Here is a 21,908-nt window from a genome sequence, read left to right as displayed (position 1 = left end):
TGGTGTGGCCGCGCGGCAACAACAACCCGAATCCTACACAAGCATCATTGCAGGATCATAAACACGTACGGTGCCTGACCTATTCGGTTCCTTTGATTGCTCTCTGGCATCTCTCCGGAAAGAAAACTCAAAGTACACCAACCCGCCGCAACCCAATACCGATCTGGTGACCAGTCAACATTTCTTGATCATTACAGTAATTCAACTCCTGCGCTGATCTTAAGAGTTCACGTCAAGAAGAGCCACGAGCGGAAGGCGCAGACACACCTCTGCCGTTAAGACGTGAGGCGAAGAGGAACAGATGTGGCAAACGACAAGGTGCCGCGCGTGGCGACTGACCACGGTATGATCACGAGCGTGCGTTATGTCTGCATGATAACAAATGGCGCTCATGGCTGCGTTTCTTGGGGGAATCATGGCCGGCGGGCAGCCATCCGGGGCAACGACAAGACGCGCGCGAGGCAACCGAAATCCGTCGCAGACGCTGCCGCCCGGCACGCATGTCGGGCGCTATGAGATCGGCAAGGTCCTGCGGCTGGGTTACGCCGGCGTCACCTACCGCGCACGCGACACGACGCGCGGGGGCGACGTCGCTCTGAAGGAATATTTGCCGGTCGACATTGCCGCGCGACGCAGCGATCTCAAGGTGGTGCCGCGCCTGCATCAGCACGGCGACGACGTCGCGTGGGGACGAGAGCGCTTTCTCGCCGAGGCCCGAATGCTGGCGGCATTGGCTGTCAGTTCAGGCGAGCGTGTGCCGGGCATCCTTGGCGTCGACGAGTGCCTGGAGGCCAACGGCACAGCTTACGTTGTCGCGCCGCTGCCATCGCGCGACACGCTCGCGTCGCGCCTGTCACGAGAAGGACCGCTGACACCCGATCAAATCAACCGGCTGGTGCCGCCATTGCTGGAGGGTTTGTCGCGGGCGCATGCCGCTGGCATCCTGCATCTCGATATCAAGCCGGCCAATATTGTGCTGGATGATCAGGGTGTTGCGTACCTGTTTGACTTCGACGGCGCACGTGCGGCATTGGCCACGCGGCTGCCTTCGGCGACATCGGCGACGGCCTACGCCGCACTTGAGCAGGTCACATCAGCGCCGACCGGTCCGTTCACCGACATCTACGCCCTGGCGGCGACGCTCTACGAATGCATCTGCGGCGTGGCGCCACCACCGGCTATGGAGCGGCCCGGCGAACGCCTGGCGGCTGTGCCGCGCAAGACGGCGAAGGCGCATGACCCGCGCCTGCTGTCGGCGATCCAGGCTGGCCTGGCGTTGCAGCCGGCGGATCGGCCAGCGTCGATCGCAGCATGGCGCGCGATGATGGAGGCGACGACGGCAGCGCCCCATCCAACGCCGACGATTGCGCCCAAGCCCACCGAGGCGTCAGCGACGTCCGTCATCCCGCAGGCACGGCCCCCGGCGGCCGCCCGTGGCACTCCCCGGTCCTGGGAGCGCTGGCAGATCGCGCTGGCAGCGACCTTGGCTTTCGCCGTGATCCCGGCCGGCGTCGCCGGCGACTACGTGGCGTTTCCGCCGTCATCGCCGACGCGGCCATCCACCGTCGTCGCCACCGCAGACCTGCGCGAGACGCCGGACGCGCAAGCCGCCGGCGAGGCACGACGTCTGGCCGACCAGGTCGCGGAAATCGCGGCGGCGGAGGCGGCCTATCGTCAGATGGCTGAGCATGATGCCGCGCACCGCAATCAGGTGGCGGACGAAGCGCAGGCGCGCCTGGCGGCAGCAGCCGCTGCACACCGGCGGATCGAAGCCGAACATGCGCAGGCTGCCGCTGCGCAGGCCCAGACCGAGGCGGACGCCCGCCAGGCCGCGGCCGCAGCGGAAGCCACGCTCAAGCTGTCAGACCGTGACCGGCGTCGCGCGCAGGTGGCGCTGACGTCGCTGGGTCACGACACCTACGGCGCCGACGGACTGTTCGGGCCGCGAACCCGCAAGATGATCGCGGCGTGGCAGAAAAGCCGCGGTGCGTTCGATAGTGGATATCTGATCCCAGAGGATCTCGCCCTGCTCTGGATCCAGGCGGCGCCTGCGCTCGCCCGCTACGAGCAGCAGCTCGCGTTGGAAGAACAGCGCCGCCAGGAGGAGAAACGCCTGGCCAAGGAAGCGGCGACGCCGACGCCGGAAACCGACGAACCGACGTCTCAGTAGAAGAGCTGGAGCGACAGGCTCACCGGGTCGACTCGGCGACCGTTCACGGTGGCCTCGACGTGGCCGTTGCGCACCTGGATATGGATGTCGGCGATGCTGGCCTTGGCACCGTTGATGAAGGCGGCTGCCTCCCTATCGTGCACGAAGCATTTCGCTGATCCCGTGCTGTGCACGATGCGCATCTTGTACGCCGACGGCCGACGGATCTCACCGATGTGGAACAGGTCGATGGAATCGAGGCTCACCGGCCGCGACCGCGTCGGGCGGTGAACGATGTGGCCGTCGCCGACATAGATGCCGACATGGGTGATCACGCCGGGTCGGAAGTTGCCGTAGGTGTTGAGATACATCACGACGTCGCCCGGCCGCACGTCGGTGCGCGATATCTTGGCACCGACATCGTCGCCGGCAAACGAGTCGGCATAGCCGGGACCGAGATCGTCGGGGTTGGGCAGCAGACCGCGGTCGGTTGGCCGGCGCGCATTGCCGATGGGCACGTGCGCTTCCTGAAAGACCGCCCGCACGAACGCGGCGCACTGCGCTTCCTGACCGGGATGAAAGTCGCGCCCGACCCAATGGCGGGCAACCTCGACCACCTTGCGCGCATCAGCGCTGTGCGCCGGAGGCGTCGGCGCCATATGAGCATGACCGTGGCCGGTGGCAAATCCATCGCCGGCGACGGGCATGCCTGTGCCGCCGCCGGTATGCTGCGCGTGGGCCGCACTTGGCCTGATTTCCGCCATGTCCACTCCCGGGAGGTACCGTCCGGCTTGGCTCTACACCCATGATTTCGCACAGCAATGCAAAACATTTGAGACATCATAGCCTTCAGGCATAGTGTGTCTCGCAACGACGCATTGACCGACGCGCTACGCTGGCGCGACCGCGTGATGCGGCGTCTCCTGGCATGGTCTGGGGAAAGCGCGATAGCATAAATCTCGAATGGCGGAAGCGGCCGGGAACGAGGAAGCATGAGCATCAACCGCAGCGTCAGCCCATCGATTCGGGCGCTGATCACGTTTGAATCGGCGGCACGGCACGGCAATTTCCGCCAGGCATCGATGGAACTGTCGCTGACGCAAAGCGCCGTCAGTAAGCAGATCCGCCAGCTCGAAGAAATGATGGGCATCAAGCTGTTCGAGCGTGTGCGCCAGCGCGTGGTGCTGACCGATATCGGCCGCAAATATCTCGATGACGTCAGCCGCATCCTGGGCGATCTCGAGGAAACCACGCACCGCGTGATGGCATCGAAGGCAGGCGCCGGCGAGCTTACGATCTCCTCCCTGCCCACCTTCACCGTTTGCTGGCTGATGCCGCGAATCGGCGATTTCCTGTGCCGCAACAATGGCATCCAGCTCAACATGGCAACGCACTTGCTGCCGTCGTTCCACGGCAGCGAGTCCTATGACGCTGCCATCCACTACGGCACGCCCAACGTTCCCGGCGCCACCTCCTGCTTCCTGATGAGCGAGCAGATCGTTCCGGTGTGCAGCCCCGCCTACCGCAAGCAGCACGGTATCAGGACCCTCGACGACCTGAACGACGTTGTACTGCTGCAGCGTACGACGCGGCCCAATGAATGGTGCGACTGGAGCGAGCATCAGGGCCTGCGGCTCAGCGCGCCGCGTTGCGGGCCGCGCATCAGCCATTTTCCGGTCCTGACCCAGGCGGCCGTCTACGGCATGGGCGTGGCGCTGGTGCCGCGTTTCTTCATCCAGGACGAGCTCAAGGCCGGGCGGCTGGTGATGCTGTTCGACTCGGACTACACCAGCAAGTCGGGCTACCACCTCATTGTCCCGGACGCCAAATGGCACGCCCCGACGGTGCGGGCGTTCCGCACCTGGCTGCTGGAGACGATAGCCAGCGACGCCAAGCGCCCGGCCCGCAGCCTGCGGTACGATTCCTCAGCTGCGCCCGCCATTCACGCTTAGCACCTGGCCGGTAACCCAGCCGGCCAGGTCTGAGGCAAAGAAGAGTACGGCGCGCGCCACATCGTCGGCGCTGCCCAGCCGACGCAAGTGGATCGACTCAAGCAGGGCCTTCTGCCCTTCCTCGCCGTAGGCCAGCCACTGGCGCTGGGTGCGGGCACTGACGTTGATGAAGCCGGGCGCCACACTGTTGACGGTGATGCCCCAGGGGCCGAGTTCCTCCGCGAGATGGCGCGTCAGCGAGATGACCGCCGCCTTGGCGGCACCGTAAGCCACCAGGCGATTGCGCGCGGTGCGAATGCCCGCATCGCTGGAGATGTTGACGATGCGGCCGCCGCCGGCGGCCTTCATGCCGGGCGTCACAGCCTGCGTGCAGTGCAGAGCGCCGGTGCTGTTGACGTCGAAGACCGCGGCCCATTCCTGCGGCGAGACACTCTCGATGGGCCGATGCGTATAGCCGAGCCCGCCGCCGGCATTGTTGACCAGGATATCGACGGTACCGATCTCGGCCACGGCGGCCAACACGGCGGCACGATCGGTGACATCGAGCGCCTGGCTGTGGCACCGCGTTCCCGCCGTCTGCGCCGTGGCTGCCGCCGTCTTCCCGTCGATATCGCAAGCCCACACGCTGGCGCCGCAGGCCGCCAGGCTGAGCGTGATCGCGCGCCCCAGGCCACCCCCGGCACCGGTCACCATCGCGGTCTTGCCCGCCAGCGAAATCTCCATCGCAGTGTTCTCCTCGTTTATTGCCGGGAGCGCGCCGCTCCAGTGGCGCGCTCCCGGCAAGATCGCTCGCTATCCAGACACTTGCGCGGGGTTGCCGCCCATCCCGCGCGGCACGAACTGTGGGCCCAGCGGATACAGGCGCACGCCTGGCCGCAGGCGTTTGTAGTCGTAGCAGGTCGGGTCGACGACATGGCCGCCCGGTGCCAAGGCGACAAGGACCTCTTCCGCGATCGGCTGGAAGTGGGCGCGGAAATGCACCGTGCTCTTCAGCACCAGGATCTTCTGGTCCTTGGGCTCGACGCCCAGATGGCGGAAGATCTCCTGGTCATGTGCCTGCATGCGCTTGCTGGTGACGACGACGCTGACCCCACCCACCGTCAGCAGCGCGGTCGGTCCGAGATCGACCATGCGGCCGCCGACACAGGGGCCGGTGGTGGTGAATCGCCCATCCGACAGCCGCGTCACCCGGAACGTCGCCTGAAAAGGCATCACGCCTTCCGGACCGGACTTGCCGCCCAGCGCCAGGCTGACGCTGTTCCCCTCGCCCGCCTGGTGCGCTGCCGCGGCGGACTCGGCATCGCACAAGGCGCCGACCACGGCGCCTTGTGCATCAAGCCGGCACAGCGCTTCCAGCATGCCGGTGGTGTCGGCGCTGCCGCCACAGCCGGGATTGTCCTGGGTATCGGCGATCAGCACCGGCCGCCGCGCCGACGCCGCGATCAGCATCGCCTTCTGTACGGCCTCGTCAGGCTGCAGCATGGGCGCCGCGAACGCAGGCTCCAGCAATGCAATCGCGTGCGCCAGTTCGTCCGCGGCGCGATCCGCCGCCGCCTGGCTGAAGGCATGCGCGATGACGGCCGGCCCGCAGTCGAACAAGTCCGACGGCGGGAAGCCTGCCAGGTACGCCAGCGTCAGCACCTCGCCGCCCTCGCCCTTGGCTGCCATCGCGACGGCGGCCTTCGACGGGTCCACCATCGTGCACTGGTGATTGAGCGGCAGCAGGAACGGCAGCTTGCGCAGCGCCCGGCCGCGCGGACGTCCCTTCTCGAGCAGGCGCGCCATGGCGGCAGCGGCGCGCTGTCCCGTCTCGATGCGATCGACATGCGGGTAAGTCAGGTACGGCACCATCGCGTCGGCGAACGTCACCATCTGCGGTGTGACGTTGGCATGGTAGTCGAGGCTGATCACGACGGGCACGTCGTCGCCCACCACGGCCCGCACGCGGCGCAGCAGCTCACCCTCGCCGTCCTCGAAATCCTGCGTCACCATGGCGCCGTGCAGGTCGAGATAGACACCCGTCACCGGCATGGCCAGCGACAGCAGGCCCAGCAGTTCGGCCGAAATCCGCTCGAAGGCATCGCGCGTCACATAGCCGCCGGCGCCGCCGCTGGCCCACACCAGCGGCACGATGTCATGCGCATCGCCGACGGCGTCGAGGAAGCCCGACATCGCGAAGTTGCGGCCCGGCAGTTGCGCCAGCAAGTCCGCGCCGCGGCTGAGCGGCGGTCGATCACGATGACTGCAGAAGTAGCCGTAGTCGGTGACCGACGGCACGAAGCAGTTGGTCTCATGCTGAACGCCGCCGACGGCGATGCGGGCCATGATGTTTTCCTTCTACACGGATTGAACTGACGAATTTTTCGCACGGCAGTCGTTCACGTCCGCCGTTCCCCAAGCCTCTCAAGGGAATGCATGGTGACAGGCGGCCAGGTGGCCGTGCGCCGTATCGGTCACGGCGGCAAGGTCCGGGCGCTCGACGCGACACTGCTCGTCGGCGTGGGCGCAGCGTGTGCGGAACGCACAGCCGGAAGGCACCGCGGTGGGCGACGGTGGATCGTCGCGCAGCGAGGGCATGTCATCGAGGCTGCCGGGCGTCAGCGTCGGTGACGCCGCCAGCAGCGCCCGCGTGTAGTGATGTGCCGGCGCGGCGAAGATCTGCGCCGTCGGGCCGATCTCGACGATGCGGCCCAGGTACATGATGGCGACGCGATCGCACATGCGGCGCACCACCGACAGATCGTGGCTGACGAACAGGTAGGTGAGGCCCAGGCGATGCCGCAGGTCGTTGAACAGGCCCAGCACGGTGGCCTGCACCGACAGGTCGAGCCCCGACGTTGGCTCGTCGAGGATCACGATGCGCGGCCGCAAGGTCAGGATGCGCGCCAGCCCGATGCGCCGTTGCTGGCCACCGGACAGCTCGTGCGGATAGCGGCTGAGGAACGACGTATCCAACCCTACCGCCATCAGCATCTCGGCGATGCGCGCCGCCCGCTCGCGACGATCGCGCACGCCATGGATGCGCAAGGTCTCGTCGAGCGCATGGCCCACGGTCCACCACGGATCGAGCGCGGCACCGGGATCCTGGTGCACGTAGTGAATGCTGGGCCGCGCCCGGCGCGCCGCCTCCGGCCGCAAACCGGAGACCACCTGCCCGCCCAACCGGATACTGCCGCTCTTCTCCGTCAGCAATCCCAGGATGGTCTTGGCCAGGGTGGTCTTGCCGCAGCCCGACTCGCCGACCAACCCCAGCGCTTCGCCCTCGCGCAGTTCCAGGCTGACGCCATCGACGGCACGCACCTCGGCGCGCGGCCCGCCGAAGGCTCGCTTGCCGCCGCCATAGACAGTCGTGATGTCGCTGAGTGACAGGATGGGGGCTGCGCTCATGCCGCCACCTCGTGGCAATGTACGCACGCGACCATCCGAGCCGCGCCGCTCACCGCCTCCGGCCGCGCACGCTGGCAATCCGCCACCATCTCGGGACAGCGTGGATGGAAGCGGCACCCCGACGGTGCCCGCAACGGCGACGGCACGGCACCGGGAATGCCCTTCAGTTCCTGCGAGCGCTCGGGATGACAGGCCAGCAGCATGCGGGTATACGGGTGCCGCGGGTTGCTCATGGTCGCCGCCACCGGACCCGACTCGATGGTCTGGCCGGCGTACATCACGGTGACAGTGTCGCAGAGCTGCGCCACGACGCCGAAATCATGGGTCACGAACAGCATCGACAGGCCGCGCTCACGCGCCAGCTGTCGCAGCAGCTTCAGGATCTGCAGCTGCGTGGTGACGTCGAGCGCCGTGGTGGGCTCGTCCGCCAGTACGATCTGCGGCCCGCACGCCAGCGCGGCCGCGATCAGCAGGCGCTGGCGCTGGCCGCCGGAGAACTGGTGCGGATAGCGCTGCAGTGCCTGCTCCGGATCGGGCAACTGCACGGCGCGCAGCAGTTCGACCAGACGCTGGTCGTACACCCGCCGGCGCACCGCGCGCGGTTGGTTCCGCTGCGGATCATCGGCCGACATGCCGTACTGCCACATCGCCTCGCGCAGCTGGTCGCCGACGCGGAACACCGGGTTGAGCGCCAGCAGCGGATCCTGCGGAATGAAGCCGATGTCGCGGCCGCGCGCGCTCTGCGCAGCGCTCTTTTGGCCGGCAGCCAGCAGCGCGCGCCCCTGCAAGGTGATCGATCCCTCGGTGGCGCGACCACGGGCCGGCAGCAGGCCCAGAATCGCCTTGATCAAGGTCGACTTGCCGCAGCCCGACTCGCCCACCACGCCGTGGATGGATCCCGGTGTCAGGCGCAGGTTGACACCGTCGAGGATGCTGGCCGTGCCCTCGTCGGTGCCGACCGCGACCGACAGGTCGCGGATCTCCAGCAGCGCCGTATCGGTGCCGCTCATGACCGCGACCGCCGCAGCTTGGGATCGATCAGGTCGCGCAGTCCATCGCCGAACAGGTTGAAGCCCAGCACCGTGATCAGGATCGCCAGGCCTGGAAACGTGGCGGCCCACCAGACGTCGGGCAGATACTCGCGGCTTTCGGCGATCGCCAGGCCCCAGTCCGGGTTGGGCGGCGTGGCGCCGACGCCGAGGAAGCCCAGCAGCGCCGTGGTCAGGATGGTGAAGCCCATGCCGACGGTGGCGCGCACGATGATCGGCGACGCGACGTTGGGCAGCACATGCACGAACAGGATGCGTGTCTTGGACGCGCCCAGCCCCTGCAGTGCCTCGATGAACACGGTGTGCCGCAGGCGGCGCGTCTCGGCATAGACCGTGCGGCAGAAGAACGGCCAGTAGGTCAGCGCCAGCGCCGCCATCGCACTGCCCAGTCCGCGGCCGGCCAGCTGCGCAATTGCCAGCGCCAGGATCAGCTGCGGCACCGCCAGGAACACGTCGGTCACCCGCATGATCACCTCGGCCGGCCAGCCCGTCGTATAGCCGGCGTAGATGCCCAGCGGCACGCCGATAGCGATGGCGATCGCCACGACCGTCAACGCCACCATCAGCGCCCCGCGCGTGCCGATGATCACACGCGAGAAGATATCGCGCCCCAGGTTGTCGGTGCCGAACCAGAACTCGGCCGACGGTGGCTCGAAGCGGCGCAGGATGTCGCTGTCGAACACCAGGTCGGGATGCGGCAGCAGGAACGGCCCGAAGATCGCGATCCCGATCACGACGCAGATGATGACGAAACCAAGCACGGCCGCCACGTCGCGCAGGAATTTGCGGACGATCAGCATCACAGTTGCTCCGCGACCCGCGGGTCAAGCAGTGCGTGCACGATGTCGACGGCGATGTTGACCGCGGCGTAGATGACGCCGACCACCAGCGTCACGGCCAGGATCGCCTTGTAGTCCGAGGTCAGGATGGCCTGCACCGCGTACGAGCCGATCCCCGGCCAGTCGTAGATGGTCTCGACCGCGACGGCGCCGGCGATCAGGGCACCGAACAGCAGGCCGATCTGCGTCGTGGTCGCCACCAGGGAGTTGCGCAGCACGTAGACCCAGATCACGCGCCGCTCGGGGTAGCCGGCGGCTTTCTCATAGGCGACGAAGTCCTTCTGCAGGGTCTCCAGCATGCCTGCCCGCGTGAAGCGCGTGATGCTGGCCAGCGATCCCAGCGACAGGGTGAAGGCCGGCAGCAGCATGTGGCGCGCCGCCGTTGTGAGAAGATCGAAGCGGCCGGCCACCAGGCTGTCGATCAGGTAGAGCCCGGTGACCGTGGGCGGCGGCGGCATGCCGACCGGGATGCGACCGCGCAGCGGCAGCCAGTCGAGGTCCATGGCGAAGACCAGCTGCAGGATGATCGCGAACCAGAACGGCGCGATGGCCAAGCCGCCGACGGTGACGATGCGCACGGCATGATCGAACGATGAGTTGTAATAGACAGCGGCCAGCACGCCGAGCGGGATGCCGACGCCGGTGGCAAACAGCAATGCCGCCAGCACCAGTTCCACCGTGGCCGGCAGGCGGCGCGTGATATCGCCCAGCACCGGCTGCTCGGTGAAGATCGAGTTGCCGAAATCGCCGGTCAGGACCTGGCCGACATAGACCACGAACTGACGCCACAGCGGCTGGTCGAAGCCGTAGGCCTTGCGGATGGCGGCGATCTGCTCGGGTGTCGCATTCTCGCCGGCGAGCGCCGTCGACGGATCCGACGGCACGACCCGCAGGAGCACGAACGTGAGCACCAACAGCCCCAGCAAGGCCGGCAACGCCAGCAGCAGACGGCGCAACAGGAAGCGGGTCATGCGATCCTCCCCTCTCCCCCGCTGCGCGGGCGGAGAGGGTTTCATTTCACGTTAGCGACAGGAGGCGGAATTCGCTGCCGCCGCCGATGGGTGAGAAAGCGAAGCCCTGGATGCGCTTGCTCAGCCCGCGCATCTGGATGGTGTTGTAGATCCAGATGTCGGCCGCCTCGTCGACGACGATGCGCGAGGCCTTCTCGTAGAGCCCCTTGCGACGCTCGGCGTCCAGTTCACGGCGTGCCTCGCGCAACAGGCCGTCGACCTCGGCGTTCTTGTACCAGGCCGATCCCTTCCATGTGCCGTGGAAGGCGCTGTCGTACATCTGGCCGATCCAGTTCTCGGGGTCGACGAAGTACGCCGACACCCAGTGCAGCCACATGTCGGGCGACGTCTCGGGCTTGGTGGTCGCTGCCGCCAGCGGCGGCCACAGGTTGGGCACCACTTTCAGCTTGATGCCGATCTTGCGCAGGTCGGACTGGAAGACCTGCGCCGCCTGGGTCGTCTGCGCCTGCTGGTTCTGAGTGTGGATCTCGATCTCGCGATCGACCGGGGCGCCGGCGGCGCGCGCCTTCTCGAGTTCGGCCTTGGCTTTCTCGAGATTGAACTCGTAGCCCTTGAGGTCGGCTGGCGAACCCCACAAATTCTGCGGAATCGGGCCGGGATTGCGCACGGCGCCCTTCTTCAGGATGCCGTCGATGAAGCCCTTGTAGTTGAAGGCATAGCTCAGCGCGCGCCGGTAGTGCACGTTGTCGAACGGTGCCCGCCCGTTGTGCATCGTGATGACGAAGACCCGCATGGTCTCGTCGTTGGTCACCCGCAAGCCGGCGGTGCGCCCGATACGGTCGAGCTGATCGACCGGCAAATAATGGTCGATCGCATCGATGTCGCCGCGCATCAGCGCGCTCACCCGCGTGGTCGTCTCCAGGATGTAGCGGTTGCGCACCAGCTCGACCGGGTTGGCGTTGTGGCCCCAGCCCGCGAAGTGCTCCTTGAAGCGATGGAAGTCGATCGCCTCCATCGGCCGGTAGGTGGCGGGATCGAGCCGGTATGGGCCCGAGCCGGCCGAGTTGGCGCTGAGCCAGGCGGCACCCCAGTCGTCGTTCTTCACATTCGGCGCGATGACACGCGGATTGACGATCGCAACGATGGGCACAGTCGACAGGAACGGCGCGTACGGCACCTTCAGCTTGAACTGCACCGTGTAGCGGTCCTCGCCGACGCTGACGCTGTCGAGGATCGGCTTGAACACCGCTGCGGGACCGCGGTTGAGCGCCACCAGACGCTGGAAGCTGTAGACCACGTCCTCGGCCACGATCTCGCTGCCATCCTGGAACTTGGCACCCTGACGCAGCTTGAACGTCCAGGTGAGCCCGTCGGGGCTCGCCGTGTAGCTGCTGGCCAGCCACGGCACGATCTTCGGCGGATTGCCCTCGTAGCGGTAGAGCGTGTCGTAGGTGTTCAGCATGTAGAACACCATCGGCCCGTCGAAAATGACATGCGGGTCGAGGATGTTGGGCGGCCCCTCCGACCAGTTGAGCTCGTGGGTGCGTGTCTGTCCGTGCGCCCACGAAATGCGCGACACCATGGTCGCCGCAAGCGCCGTCGAGTTGATCAGAAGCGAGCGCCGGCTAGGCACGTTTCCCTCCCCTTGTTGATCATGTTGCTTGCTCCCTTCTCCGCCTGCGCGGGAGAAGGGATCACTGAAGATCGTGCAGCGTGTCGCGGATCAGGTCCTGGGCATCGTGCAGGCCGTCGGCGACCCGGTTGCGGGCGCGACGCAGCTGGGTCTCCAGCAGCCAGCGTTCCTCGCCCTCGGCTGTCGCAGCCAGCCGCGGCACGTCGTACAGGCAGGGAATGACGGTGCTCTGCGGCGTAAACCCGTAGGGATCCTGCTCGTAGACGCCGCAGGCGGTCGACTGCAGCGGCACCAGCAGGCGCGACAGCCGCTTGAGGCAGCGGTTGAGCCGCAGCGCCGCGCTGTCCGAGCCCTGCTTCTTGCTGAACCGCGCCGCCTCGCGTTGCGCGACATCGTCGAGCCGCTGGGCTTCCCGTATCAGGTCCTGGGCCATCGTCGCCAGCGCATCGACACCGACGCCGGCGCCGGCCGCGCCCAGCGCCGACAAGCGCTCGTGCAGCAAGGCCGCCACCGGCACGAAGCGGAACGGCAGCACCGGCGCCGTGCACAGTTCCCAGATGTAGGCGGCATAGAGGCGGATATGCTCGCCCATCAAGGTCCAGTCGAGCTTGTCGATGCGGTTGTCCAGCGTGTGGTGCCACCAGCCGTAACTTGCGTTGGCGGTGGCCTTGAGCTCGGCGTCGGTGTAGGCGCCTTCGGCCGCGAACATCGGGATGCCGATGCCGAAGAAACTGGCATCGCCGGTCTTGGTCGACGGCTTCCACTTCAGCGGCTTGTCGAGCATGCGCTGCTCGATGGCGGTGTGGAACGCCCGCAGCTCGCTGTTGGACTTGGTGCTCCACTGTGTGGTGCCGATGCAGCCCGGCTGGTCGATCTGCAGGTAGGCCACGCAGTGGGCGCGCAGGTGATCCCAGTTCTGGTCGCAGAACCAGGTCGACCCGGCCATGGTGCCGGTCTCGTGCGCCGTCCACAGGCCGAAGGTGATGCCGCGCCGCAGCCGGTCGCGATAGCCGTGGAACGCGCGCGCCAGCTCGACCATGCAAGCGTTGCCGGCGGCATTGTCGGTGGCGGCCTCGCCGAACCAGCCGTCCTGGTGGCCGCCGACCAGCAGGAAGTCGTCGGCTTCCGGCGATGACGCCGCGGGCGACAGCCGTCCCACGGTGATCTCGACATCGCGCCAGCCGTTCTCGACATGGGTGTGGAACCAGACCTGCACCGTCCCCTGCTCGCACTGCGCCTTGAGCTGCAGACCGGCAGCACGCGAAATGCCCACGCACGGCAGCGTCGGCATCTGGGTGCGGATCGTGTCGGGTGTCGGGTTGCCCCAGGCCGGCTTGACCGACCCGTAGGGCAAGGCCTCGTTGTCGGCCGGACCCCAGTTCATCATCACGGCGCCGATGGCACCCTTCAGCGCCGCGATGCGCTGCTTTTCATGCCGTCCCGGCGCGTAGGACAGCTCTGTCAGGATGATCTTGCCGCGCACATCCTTGCCGGCGTAATCGTCGAAGCCGCCGGGGCCGACATAGACCAGATCGCCGCGCAGGCCGCCGACGGCGGTCTGCAGTGAATGCCCCAAGGTCGTGGCCTGGATGGCCCGGGCCTGCGGGCTTTCGACACGCAGATCGGCGTGCTCCGGAAACGAGACGATCGCCGGCAACGACTGCACGGCAGCATCACGGACACCGGCGGCGATCAGGGCGTCGCGATTGTAGTGCGCGCCGCGTGTGCCGTTGGGGCTGCCGGCCGCGCGGTACGGAATGGCGACCAGGTCTTCGACGTGCTTGCGGATGGTGTCGACACGGACATCGGCGCAAACCGGCGCCTCGCTCTTGATCTCTGCTGCCATGACTGTCTCGCTATCCATCTTCATATCCACCATCAGCGCGTCGCGACGGCCAGGTGTGCCAATTCGGCGATGTTGCTTTCATCGAACCCGCGCGTGCCCGCTTCCACTGCATGGATCATGTCTACCAGCCTGTGCAGCAACGGACAGTCCAGCCCGTGCATGGCGCCGATGCGCACGATCAGACCCGGCTGTTCGTCGACCTCGGTCTTACGCCGGCGCACCGCCATGTCGCGCCACATGCCGGAGTGGTTCTTGGTCGTGGTCTTGCGGTAGGCGATCATGCCGTCCAGCGACGCCTGCCGTTCCGACGCGCTGCCGTCAGGCCGATAGGCAGTCGGATCGAAGCCGTTGAAGCCCTCGGGCCGCACCTTCTCCGCCGTCGCCACGGCAATGGCCTCGCCGGCCAGGCCGTGCCACAGCGGCGCCCAGTCGGGACGCGCCAATGCCTCGCCCATCGGCAGATGGCTGAGGGCGGTGGCGAACAGCAGGGACGAATAGGCCAGCTTGCCCCAGAGATAGCCGCGGATGTTCTGCGTGCGCTTGACCGTTTCGTCGAAGTCGCGCAGCACGGCGTGCAGGTGCGTCAGCCGGTTGGTGATGCGGCCGTCGAGTTCGCCCACTGCAAGCGCGCCGCGGCCGCCATAGAGGATACGGCCGGGCTCGACATAGTCGGCGCCGAAATTGACGAAGGCGGCGATCGTGCGCTGCGCGCCGATGACCTCGGTGATATGGCGATCGTTCAGTCCGTTCTGCAGCGACGCGACGAAGCCCTCAGCGGCCAGGAACGGCTGCAGGGCGCGCGCGGCGGTTGATGTGTGTTGCCCTTTCACGCACAGCAGGACGGCATCGAACGTCCCTTGCAGCTCGTCGGGAAGATAGGCCGGCGCCTTGACCGCAAACGTCGCCACCGGCCCCTCGATGCGCAGGCCCGCGGTGCGGATGGCCGCCACATGCTCGGCCGCGACGTCGACGAACGTCACGTCATGGCCGGCGCGGCGCAGAAATCCGCCGATCGTGCCGCCGATGGCGCCAGCGCCCCAGACCAGCCAGGCTGTCACCGATACCTCACGTTACAGACGCAGAATGACGAAGGACGCTATGCGGGCATGGCGCCAGCGAAAAGCGATTTGACGGACACAGTTGATCGCCAATTGGAACCAAGAGGGCCGCGAGGCGCAAAAGTCATCATCTGGTGGAGAGATGTCGCTTTACGCGCCCGCTGCGGGTCGATGGATATGCCGGCCGCGAACTCAACAGCGAACGGCAGCACCATGGACAGTCCCAACGACAAGCCCAACCCCGACAGGCCTCGGATCGTGATCCTCGGCGCCGGTGCCGTGGGCGGCTACATCGGCGGCAATCTGGCCCGCGCCGGGCACGACGTGATCCTGGTCGATCCGTGGGCCCAGCATGTCGATCACATGCGCCGTCACGGCCTGCGGCTGGAGGGCACCTCGGCGGAAGAATGCTTCACGACGCCGGTGCGCGCCCTGCATCTGGGCGAACTGCATGGCCTGTGGCGGGAAAAACGGATCGACATCGGCATCATCTTGCTCAAATCCTACGACACGCCGTGGGCTGCGATGATGTTGCGCGACCTGCTGGCCCCCGGCGGCTTCGTCGTTACCATGCAGAACGCCATCAATGAACCGGCGATTGCCGACGTCGTCGGCTGGCCGCGCACGGTGGGCGGCATCGCCAACAAGATCGTCGTCGAACTGGTCGCGCCCGGGCACGTCCGCCGCTCGATCAAGAAGGGCGGCGGCGGCTTCGAGGTCTTTCGCATCGGCGAGGTGCACGGCCGCATCACGCCGCGCATCCAGCGCCTCAAGGACATGCTGGCGGACATCGATTCGGCCAAGGTGATCACGAACCTGTGGGGCGAGCGCTGGTCCAAGGTCGTGCAGAACGCGATGTCGAACGCCGTGTCGGCGGCCTGCGGCCTGCCGACCAAGACCTACATCGAAGAACCACTGACGCGCCGGCTCTCGATCCGCATCGCGGGCGAAGCCGCCGATATCGGCCAGCGCCTGGGCTACCAGCTCGAAGCCATCAACGGGCAGGAACCGTCCCTGTGGATCGAGGCCTGGCGCGCGGCCGGTGGCCAGACGAGCGATACCGGCGCCCTGCAGCGGGCCGAGGCGATCCTGCTCGACCTGGCATCACGCATGGTCTCGACGGCGCGGCCATCGATGGGCCAGGACATCGTCAAGGGCCGGCGTACGGAGATCGACTACCTGAACGGCATGATTGCGCGCCAGGCCGCCGATCACGGCCTGCAGGCGCCCGCCAACGCTGCCCTCACCCGGGTCGTACAGGCCATCGAGCAGGGCCGCACGACACCAGGCCTCGATGCCGTGCGCGCGATCTGAGCGAGCGGAGACGCGATCCTATCTCAGCCGGAAACCGAGACGGTTGACGAGCACCAGGAAGCCCGGGTCGCGGTGCAGCAGGTTGAATGCCGGGTCGATCACCAGGTTCAGCACTGCGGACTCGCGGCGCTCGAAGGCCAAACGCAGGCCAGCCAGCGCCGCGGCACCGTCGCCGGTGAGCGCATGGGCCTGCGCCAGATCATAGGTCGACGACGTGCCGGCGCCGTGGAGCCTCTTGCGTTCGGCCAGCATCGCGGCGGCCATCGCCGCCGGGCCGCCCTGCTCCAGGCCGCGCTGGCCGGCCAGCGCTGTCTCGTAACCGGCCTCGTCGCCGCGCAGGCAGACGACACGCAACAACGCCGCGAGATAGAGCGCGTGATCGCCCAGCGACAGGCGGATTGCGGCGAGATAGGCATGCGGCGGCAGGAAGTCGGGCGACGCCACGGCCAACTGCGTCAGCACGGCCATGGCGTCGGCGCGCTGGCCGGCATGGAACAGGATGCGCCCCTTGTCGGCGAGCACCGAGCGATAGACCGGGTTGAGCGTCTGCGCCGTGGTGATCTCGTCCAGGGCTTGGGCGAAGCGACCCATATGCAGCAGCGCCAATGCATAGCGGTGATGGGCGAGCGACGATTTCGGATCGAGCTGCAGGGCGCGCTGGAAGGCGGCGAGCGCACCCTTCACGTCCCAGGCACCGTAGAACATGACGACGCCCAGCAGGCTGTGCGCCTCGGGTAGCCTGTCATCGAGGGTAACGGCGCGCTCGACCGCGGTCCGGGCGCGGGCATAGGCGTCATCGTCCGGCATCACGGTGAGACGCCGCAACTGCGTGTAGCACAGCGCCAGCCCGACAAAGGCTTCGGCGTAGTGCGGGTCGATGGTGATGGCGTGCGTGAAATGATGCAGCGCGCGGTCGATCCCCTCCGCCGTCTGCATGTTGTAATAGTACATGCCGGCAAGGTAGAGCTCGCGCGCCTGCGGGTCCGTGGACCGCGCCGCGCCGATGTGTGGCACTGTCGGCGCCGGCAACGGGGCTGTCGCCGGAGCGGTCATCGACGCGCCGCCGCCTTTCAGCCACGCCGTCAGTTCGCCCACGAAGCCGAAGACCTTGGTGCCGCCGCGGCCCGGCACGCGATGGACCGGCAGGCCGCGAGCGGCCTCCCAGCGCTTGACCGTCCGTTCGTCGCGGTTGAAGAACGTGCCGATCTCTTTCCAGCTGTTGAGGCGTCGATCGGCGATCGCACTGCCGGTGTTCGCCATGATGTCTTGTATCCCGGTTGGAGAATGGTCTGGCACCACCATACGCGCGAATGAGCCGGCGCTCCCCTCTCCGCGAGGAGAGTTGACAGGACCAGCACCTTATGATCCGCCCCGCAGGAACAGGCGCGCCACCGCCTGCGTGCGGCTGTGGGCGCCGAGCTTGCGGCGCGCCCGCTCGACGTGGAACTTCACCGTCGTAGGCGCGATACCCAGGATGCGCCCGGTTTCCCAGTCTGATTTGCCGGCCGCCACCCAGCGCAGGCAGTCGTTCTCGCGCGCCGTGAGCTTCTCAATCTGCGGGCCGCCGGGATCGACATTCTTCAGCGCCCGGCAGCGCTCGTGCGCCAGGAACGACAGCATGTAGAGCCAGGCACGCTGTTCGGGCGGCGGCGACGGCAGCGACCGCGTGCTGAGCAGCGAAGCGACCGCGACATAGCCGCCGGGCCCGTGGATCGGCACGACGAAGCCGTCCTCCAGCCCGCAGGCCGCGCTGAAGGCGCTCAAGGGCTCCTCCTCCGGCGGCTCCGGTCTCATGGCCAGCAACTCGGCCCAGGTGAACGGCGCAATCCGGCGGCGTGACTCGGCAATGACCGAATCGATGGCCGACATGTTGTTGTCGAGATACGTCTGCCGCCAGACATCGGGCGTGTTCGAGAAGAAGACATAGGGCGGTGGCCCCCGGTCGGCAGGCAGGAAGGCGGCCAGCACGGAATGGGTGTAGCCGGAGGGCGCGATCGCGTCAGCGAACGCCGCGGCCACGGCGGCAATGTTGCTGCCGGCCTCGATGCGCGCAGCGGACTGCCAGCGTGCCGCCGTCGATGCCCGCCTCACGTCGGCATGCCCCCGATCCTCTCCCCGCGCGTACACGGCGGCCGCGACGCCTCTCCGCGCGGAGAGTTGACGGCGATCACGCCTTATGATCCGCCCCACAGGAACAGGCGTGCCACCGCCTGGGCGCGGCTGTGGACACCGAGCTTGTTGCGGGCCCGCTCGATGTGGAACTTCACGGTCGTGGGCGCGATGCCCAGGATGCGCCCGATCTCCCAGTCCGACTTGCCCGCCGCCACCCAGCGCAGGCAGTCACGCTCGCGCACGCTCAGCGGCTCGGGTAGCCGGCTGCGCGACTCGACGCCCTCCAGAGCGCGGCAGCGTTCGTGGGTCAGGAACGACAGCATATGCAGCCAGGCCCGCTGCTCGGCGGACGGCGGCGGCAGTTCGCGCGTGCTGACCAAGGAGGCGACACCGAAATAGCCGCCCGGCCCGTGAATGGGTACGACGAAGCCGTCCTTCAGGCCCCATTCGTCGACCAGGGCGCGCAGCGGCAATTCCTCGTCGGGCAGCGGCACGTCGGCGCGCAGTTCGGTCCAGGTGAAGGGCGCGATGCGGCGGCGCGATTCGGAGATGATCGAATCGATCGCCGACATGTTGCGCTCGATGTAGTCGCGCCGCCAGGACTCGGGCGTGTTGGTGAAGAAGAGATGCGGCGCCGGCCCCTTGTCGGTCGGCAGGTAGGCGCTGACGGCCGAGTTGGTGTAGCCGCAGGGCGCGATTGCGTCGGCGAAGAACGCCGCCAGGGCAGCCATGTCGGCGCAGGCCTCGATCTGCGCCACGATATCCCAGCGCAACGCCGTCATGGGCGCCACGGGAAGCGTGCGCAGCAGAGGGATAGGGAGGCTTTCACGACAACTTTTTATCCGGTCCCACGCTGCCGTGCAGTCGAAACTTGCGGTGTCTCGCCTTGCCCTGCCCTGCCCCGAGAAACCCTCTGCCGGCGCCAACGCCCTTCCCTACGGTGCGATCATCGACTTGTGCAGGTGGCCGCGATGGATCTGGATCTGGAACTCAGGCTCCTGATGGAAATGATCGAGACGTTCGAGGGCATGGCCAGCGCCGAAGCCGCGGCCGCCTACTGGAGCTCGACGGTCCTGCCGCAACTGGCCAAGATCGCGGCGGCCACCGGCCTGGGCCGCAAGGTTGCCCAGGAATTCGCCTATCGCGCGCTGGGCTTCCTTGCCACCAACATCGCCTCGGACGCCGAGATCGCCATGCTGAGCGGCATGCTGGCGCGCCGGCAGATGAGCCTGTTCATGCAGCGTGCCGTGGCGCGCGCCGCGGCCGCCGGCATCGGACCACAGGATGCCATGCCGCTGGTGGCACTGACCCTGATCGGCGTCTCCCTGATCGGAACCGCCCGCGAAGTATCGGCAGCCACCAACGACATCGAAACCTACAAGCAGTACATGTCGCGCTACCTGGGACATGTGTTCCGCCACGCCCAGCTCAACAGGAGCCGGCACCTGCCGCCGCCGGCGACGTTCGACCAATGGCTCAAGCGCGACCGCTCCGGTGCCTGGTGGCAGTTCTAGCGCCGCCGACACAAGCATTGCCAGCACGCGGCCGGACGCGGTTGAATGGCCGGGCGCCGGGGGTGCGCCAATGATTCTCCGCCAGATCGAAGCTTTCCAGGCCGTCATCGAACAGGGAACCTTCAGTTCGGCTGCCGCGGTCATCCGCGTCTCGCAACCCACCGTCAGCAAGCTGATCCAGAACCTCGAGCGCACCCTGGGCTACAAGCTGTTCCAGCGTACCGGCAGCCGGGTGGTGCCGACGCCGCGGGCGCTGGCGCTCTATCACGAGGTGCATCGCGCCTGGCGCGGGCTGGATCGCCTGGCATCGGCAGCGCAGACGCTGCGCCAACCGGCGGCCGGCCACCTGCTGGTCGGGGCCGACCCGACGCTATCCTTGGGGTTCGTGCCCAAGCTGCTGGCGTTGTTTGCCACCGCGCACGCCGACGTCGCCTTCACCCTGGAGTGCGAGAATGGCCGCATCCTGGCCGAGGCCTTGCGCGCCGGCACCATCGATATCGGCTTCGTGACCCGGTCGTCGCCGGCCGACAGCGTCAGCGGACAGACGGTGGTCAGCGGTGAGATGGTCTGCGTTCTGCCGGCCGACCATCGGCTCGCCAACGCCAATGTCCTGCATCCGGACGATCTGGCGGACGAGGCCGTGATCGGCCTGCTCGACGGCACCGAAACCCGCCGCGCCGTCGACCGCCTTTTCGACCACATGCCGCGCCGGCCGCGGAGCGTGGCCGAGGCCACCACCGGCCTGGGCGCCTGCATGCTGGCAGCCGAAGGCATCGGCGTCGCCCTGGTGCCCGACCTCAGCGCTGCCGCTGCCCTGCAGGCCGGCGCCGCCGTCGTCGTCCGCCCATTCCGGCCGATCGTGCTCTACACCATCGACTACGTCCTCTCCGCGTCGGCGCAGGCCCAGGCCTTGCCGGCGGCGCTCGCCCGTTTCGCGCTCGAGCGCGGCGGCGCCATCCACGATGCTGTCGGGCAGCGCTGGCTGGGCAGCGTCGCCTTCACCGCCGCGATGATCCCGGTGGATCTGCCGCATGCAGCTTCGGCAGATTGAAGCCTTCCAGGCGGTGATCGACGCGGGCACGTTCAGCCGTGCCGCCGCCCGCATCCGTGTGTCGCAACCGACCATCAGCAAGCTGATCGCGGCCCTGGAACGTGCACTGGGCTATACCCTGTTCGAGCGTCATGGCGGGCGTGTGGTACCGACGCCTCAGGCGCTGGCCCTGCACCAGGAGGTGCAGCGCGCCTGGGCCGGCATCGATCGGTTGACGTCAGTGGCCCAGGCCCTGCGCGCAACGGCGCCGGCGCGCCTGGTGATCGGCACCAGCCCCATGCTGGCCATGGGCTTCGTGCCGCGGCTGATCGCGCTGTTGCGGGCGGCGCGGCCGGACGTCGAGGTTGTGCTCGACACCGACAACCTGCGGCCGATGATCGAGAACTTCCGCAGCGGCGCCATCGACGTGCTGGTCATCACCCAGTCGCCCAGCGCGGCGCGGCCGATCGTGGTCAGCACGCCGTTTGCCAGCGGCGAGCTGGCCTGCGTGCTGCCGGCGGATCATCGTCTGGCCGCCGCCCGCGCCATCACGGCCGCCGACCTGGCGGACGAGCCCTTCATCGGCCTCGCCGCCGTGCCCTCGGCGCGCCGCTCGATCGACCGCGCCTTCGAGCACCAGAGCGGCCGGCCGCGCATCGTGGTCGAAGTGACCTCGGCCCTCAGCGCCTGCATGCTGGCAGCCGAAGGCATGGGCATCACCCTGGTCGGCGATATGACCGCCGCGCGCGCGATCCAGGCCGGCGCCGGCATCGTCGTGCGCCCGTTCCGACCGGCCGTTCCCTACACCATCGACTACGCCACCGCGCGCCCGCCCGACGAAGCGCCACTGATCGGCACCTTCTGCCGCCTGGCCCGCAAGCACGGCCCGGCACTGCATGCGGCACTCGCACGCCGCGCATGAACGACCGCCTTGGCTCGCGTCAGGCCAAAATACCGGCAATCCCCTGTCCATATTTTCCAGGTCACCGTATCCGTTGAATTCGATAAGTTCACTTTATTGTTTCTAGCAGATAAACGATAAATATCCCGACTA

19 protein-coding genes are annotated in these 21,908 nt (G+C 67.5%); 6 read left to right on the top strand and 13 right to left on the bottom strand.

Translation table 11 applies throughout. The features are described from left to right. Nucleotides 1–415: 415 nt before the first annotated feature. A complete protein-coding gene (locus FQU96_RS14070) occupies nt 416–2,170 on the top strand; it encodes a serine/threonine-protein kinase (protein ID WP_178130505.1) in 1,755 nt (584 codons plus the stop codon). On the opposite strand, the gene FQU96_RS14065 is transcribed toward FQU96_RS14070, so the two are convergent. Continuing rightward, nucleotides 2,164–2,913, bottom strand: a complete 750-nt coding sequence (locus tag FQU96_RS14065) for a C40 family peptidase (protein WP_146541902.1) — start codon at nt 2,911–2,913, stop codon at nt 2,164–2,166. The genes FQU96_RS14070 and FQU96_RS14065 overlap by 7 nt on opposite strands. A gap of 228 nt (nt 2,914–3,141) precedes the next feature. On the opposite strand from FQU96_RS14065, the gene FQU96_RS14060 reads away from it, so the two are divergent. Beyond that, nucleotides 3,142–4,101 carry a LysR substrate-binding domain-containing protein gene (locus FQU96_RS14060; RefSeq protein WP_146541901.1) on the top strand — a complete coding sequence of 320 codons (960 nt, stop codon included), beginning with the start codon at nt 3,142–3,144 and terminating at the stop codon, nt 4,099–4,101. Here the strand turns inward: FQU96_RS14060 and FQU96_RS14055 are convergent. From FQU96_RS14055 to FQU96_RS14015, 9 genes are all read right to left on the bottom strand, one after another. Further along, nucleotides 4,075–4,824, bottom strand: a complete 750-nt coding sequence (locus FQU96_RS14055) for an SDR family NAD(P)-dependent oxidoreductase (RefSeq protein WP_146541900.1) — start codon at nt 4,822–4,824, stop codon at nt 4,075–4,077. The two genes, FQU96_RS14060 and FQU96_RS14055, sit on opposite strands and share 27 nt — an antisense overlap. A gap of 69 nt (nt 4,825–4,893) precedes the next feature. Further along, nucleotides 4,894–6,426, bottom strand: a complete 1,533-nt coding sequence (locus tag FQU96_RS14050; protein ID WP_146541899.1) for a M81 family metallopeptidase — start codon at nt 6,424–6,426, stop codon at nt 4,894–4,896. A gap of 78 nt (nt 6,427–6,504) precedes the next feature. Next, a complete protein-coding gene (locus FQU96_RS14045; protein ID WP_146541898.1) occupies nt 6,505–7,488 on the bottom strand; it encodes an ABC transporter ATP-binding protein in 984 nt (327 codons plus the stop codon). Then, nucleotides 7,485–8,498, bottom strand: coding sequence for an ABC transporter ATP-binding protein (locus FQU96_RS14040; protein ID WP_146541897.1), 1,014 nt, complete (start codon nt 8,496–8,498; stop codon nt 7,485–7,487). Before FQU96_RS14040 ends, FQU96_RS14045 begins: the two co-directional genes overlap by 4 nt. After that, nucleotides 8,495–9,337 (bottom strand): ABC transporter permease, encoded by an 843-nt coding sequence (locus tag FQU96_RS14035; RefSeq protein ID WP_218574715.1) that lies wholly within the window; start codon nt 9,335–9,337, stop codon nt 8,495–8,497. The genes FQU96_RS14040 and FQU96_RS14035 overlap by 4 nt, the downstream gene beginning before the upstream one ends. Beyond that, entirely contained in the window at nt 9,337–10,347 is a 1,011-nt protein-coding gene (locus FQU96_RS14030; RefSeq protein ID WP_146541895.1) for an ABC transporter permease, read from the bottom strand. Before FQU96_RS14030 ends, FQU96_RS14035 begins: the two co-directional genes overlap by 1 nt. A 46-nt stretch (nt 10,348–10,393) precedes the next feature. Continuing rightward, nucleotides 10,394–11,980 (bottom strand): ABC transporter substrate-binding protein, encoded by a 1,587-nt coding sequence (locus FQU96_RS14025; RefSeq protein ID WP_146541894.1) that lies wholly within the window; start codon nt 11,978–11,980, stop codon nt 10,394–10,396. 61 nt (nt 11,981–12,041) lie between these two features. Further along, entirely contained in the window at nt 12,042–13,844 is a 1,803-nt protein-coding gene (locus FQU96_RS14020) for a M28 family metallopeptidase (RefSeq protein WP_178130504.1), read from the bottom strand. 14 nt (nt 13,845–13,858) lie between these two features. After that, complete coding sequence (locus FQU96_RS14015) at nt 13,859–14,884, bottom strand: ketopantoate reductase family protein (RefSeq protein WP_146541892.1); 1,026 nt, start codon at nt 14,882–14,884, stop codon at nt 13,859–13,861. Between the two features lie 213 nt (nt 14,885–15,097). Between FQU96_RS14015 and FQU96_RS14010 the strand changes: the two genes are divergently transcribed. Continuing rightward, nucleotides 15,098–16,198: a ketopantoate reductase family protein gene (locus tag FQU96_RS14010; protein WP_178130503.1), complete on the top strand. Its 1,101-nt coding sequence runs from the start codon at nt 15,098–15,100 to the stop codon at nt 16,196–16,198. 18 nt (nt 16,199–16,216) lie between these two features. Here the strand turns inward: FQU96_RS14010 and FQU96_RS14005 are convergent, their stop codons facing one another. The 3 genes from FQU96_RS14005 to FQU96_RS13995 all read right to left on the bottom strand — a co-directional run bounded on the left by FQU96_RS14005 (nt 16,217) and on the right by FQU96_RS13995 (nt 19,092). Then, on the bottom strand, nt 16,217–17,458 hold the full coding sequence (locus FQU96_RS14005) for a tetratricopeptide repeat protein (protein WP_178130502.1): 1,242 nt from the start codon (nt 17,456–17,458) through the stop codon (nt 16,217–16,219). Nucleotides 17,459–17,557: 99 nt separating this feature from the next. Next, nucleotides 17,558–18,289: a LuxR family transcriptional regulator gene (locus FQU96_RS14000; protein WP_146541889.1), complete on the bottom strand. Its 732-nt coding sequence runs from the start codon at nt 18,287–18,289 to the stop codon at nt 17,558–17,560. An 83-nt stretch (nt 18,290–18,372) separates the two neighbouring features. Beyond that, the gene (locus FQU96_RS13995; protein ID WP_146541888.1) at nt 18,373–19,092 is read right to left on the bottom strand and encodes a LuxR family transcriptional regulator; all 720 of its coding nucleotides are present in this window, start codon (nt 19,090–19,092) and stop codon (nt 18,373–18,375) included. 189 nt (nt 19,093–19,281) lie between these two features. Between FQU96_RS13995 and FQU96_RS13990 the strand changes: the two genes are divergently transcribed. The 3 genes from FQU96_RS13990 (at nt 19,282) to FQU96_RS13980 (ending at nt 21,776) form a co-directional block, all read left to right on the top strand. Then, complete coding sequence (locus FQU96_RS13990; protein ID WP_146541887.1) at nt 19,282–19,824, top strand: hypothetical protein; 543 nt, start codon at nt 19,282–19,284, stop codon at nt 19,822–19,824. A 70-nt stretch (nt 19,825–19,894) separates the two neighbouring features. Beyond that, nucleotides 19,895–20,875 carry a LysR substrate-binding domain-containing protein gene (locus FQU96_RS13985; protein WP_178130501.1) on the top strand — a complete coding sequence of 327 codons (981 nt, stop codon included), beginning with the start codon at nt 19,895–19,897 and terminating at the stop codon, nt 20,873–20,875. Then, nucleotides 20,856–21,776 carry a LysR substrate-binding domain-containing protein gene (locus tag FQU96_RS13980; protein WP_146541885.1) on the top strand — a complete coding sequence of 307 codons (921 nt, stop codon included), beginning with the start codon at nt 20,856–20,858 and terminating at the stop codon, nt 21,774–21,776. Before FQU96_RS13985 ends, FQU96_RS13980 begins: the two co-directional genes overlap by 20 nt. Nucleotides 21,777–21,908: the final 132 nt, after the last annotated feature.

Origin of the sequence: Reyranella sp. CPCC 100927 (assembly GCF_007859315.1) — a bacterium.
Lineage (GTDB): Bacteria > Pseudomonadota > Alphaproteobacteria > Reyranellales > Reyranellaceae > Vineibacter.
This window is presented reverse-complemented; position numbering and strand designations above follow the sequence as displayed.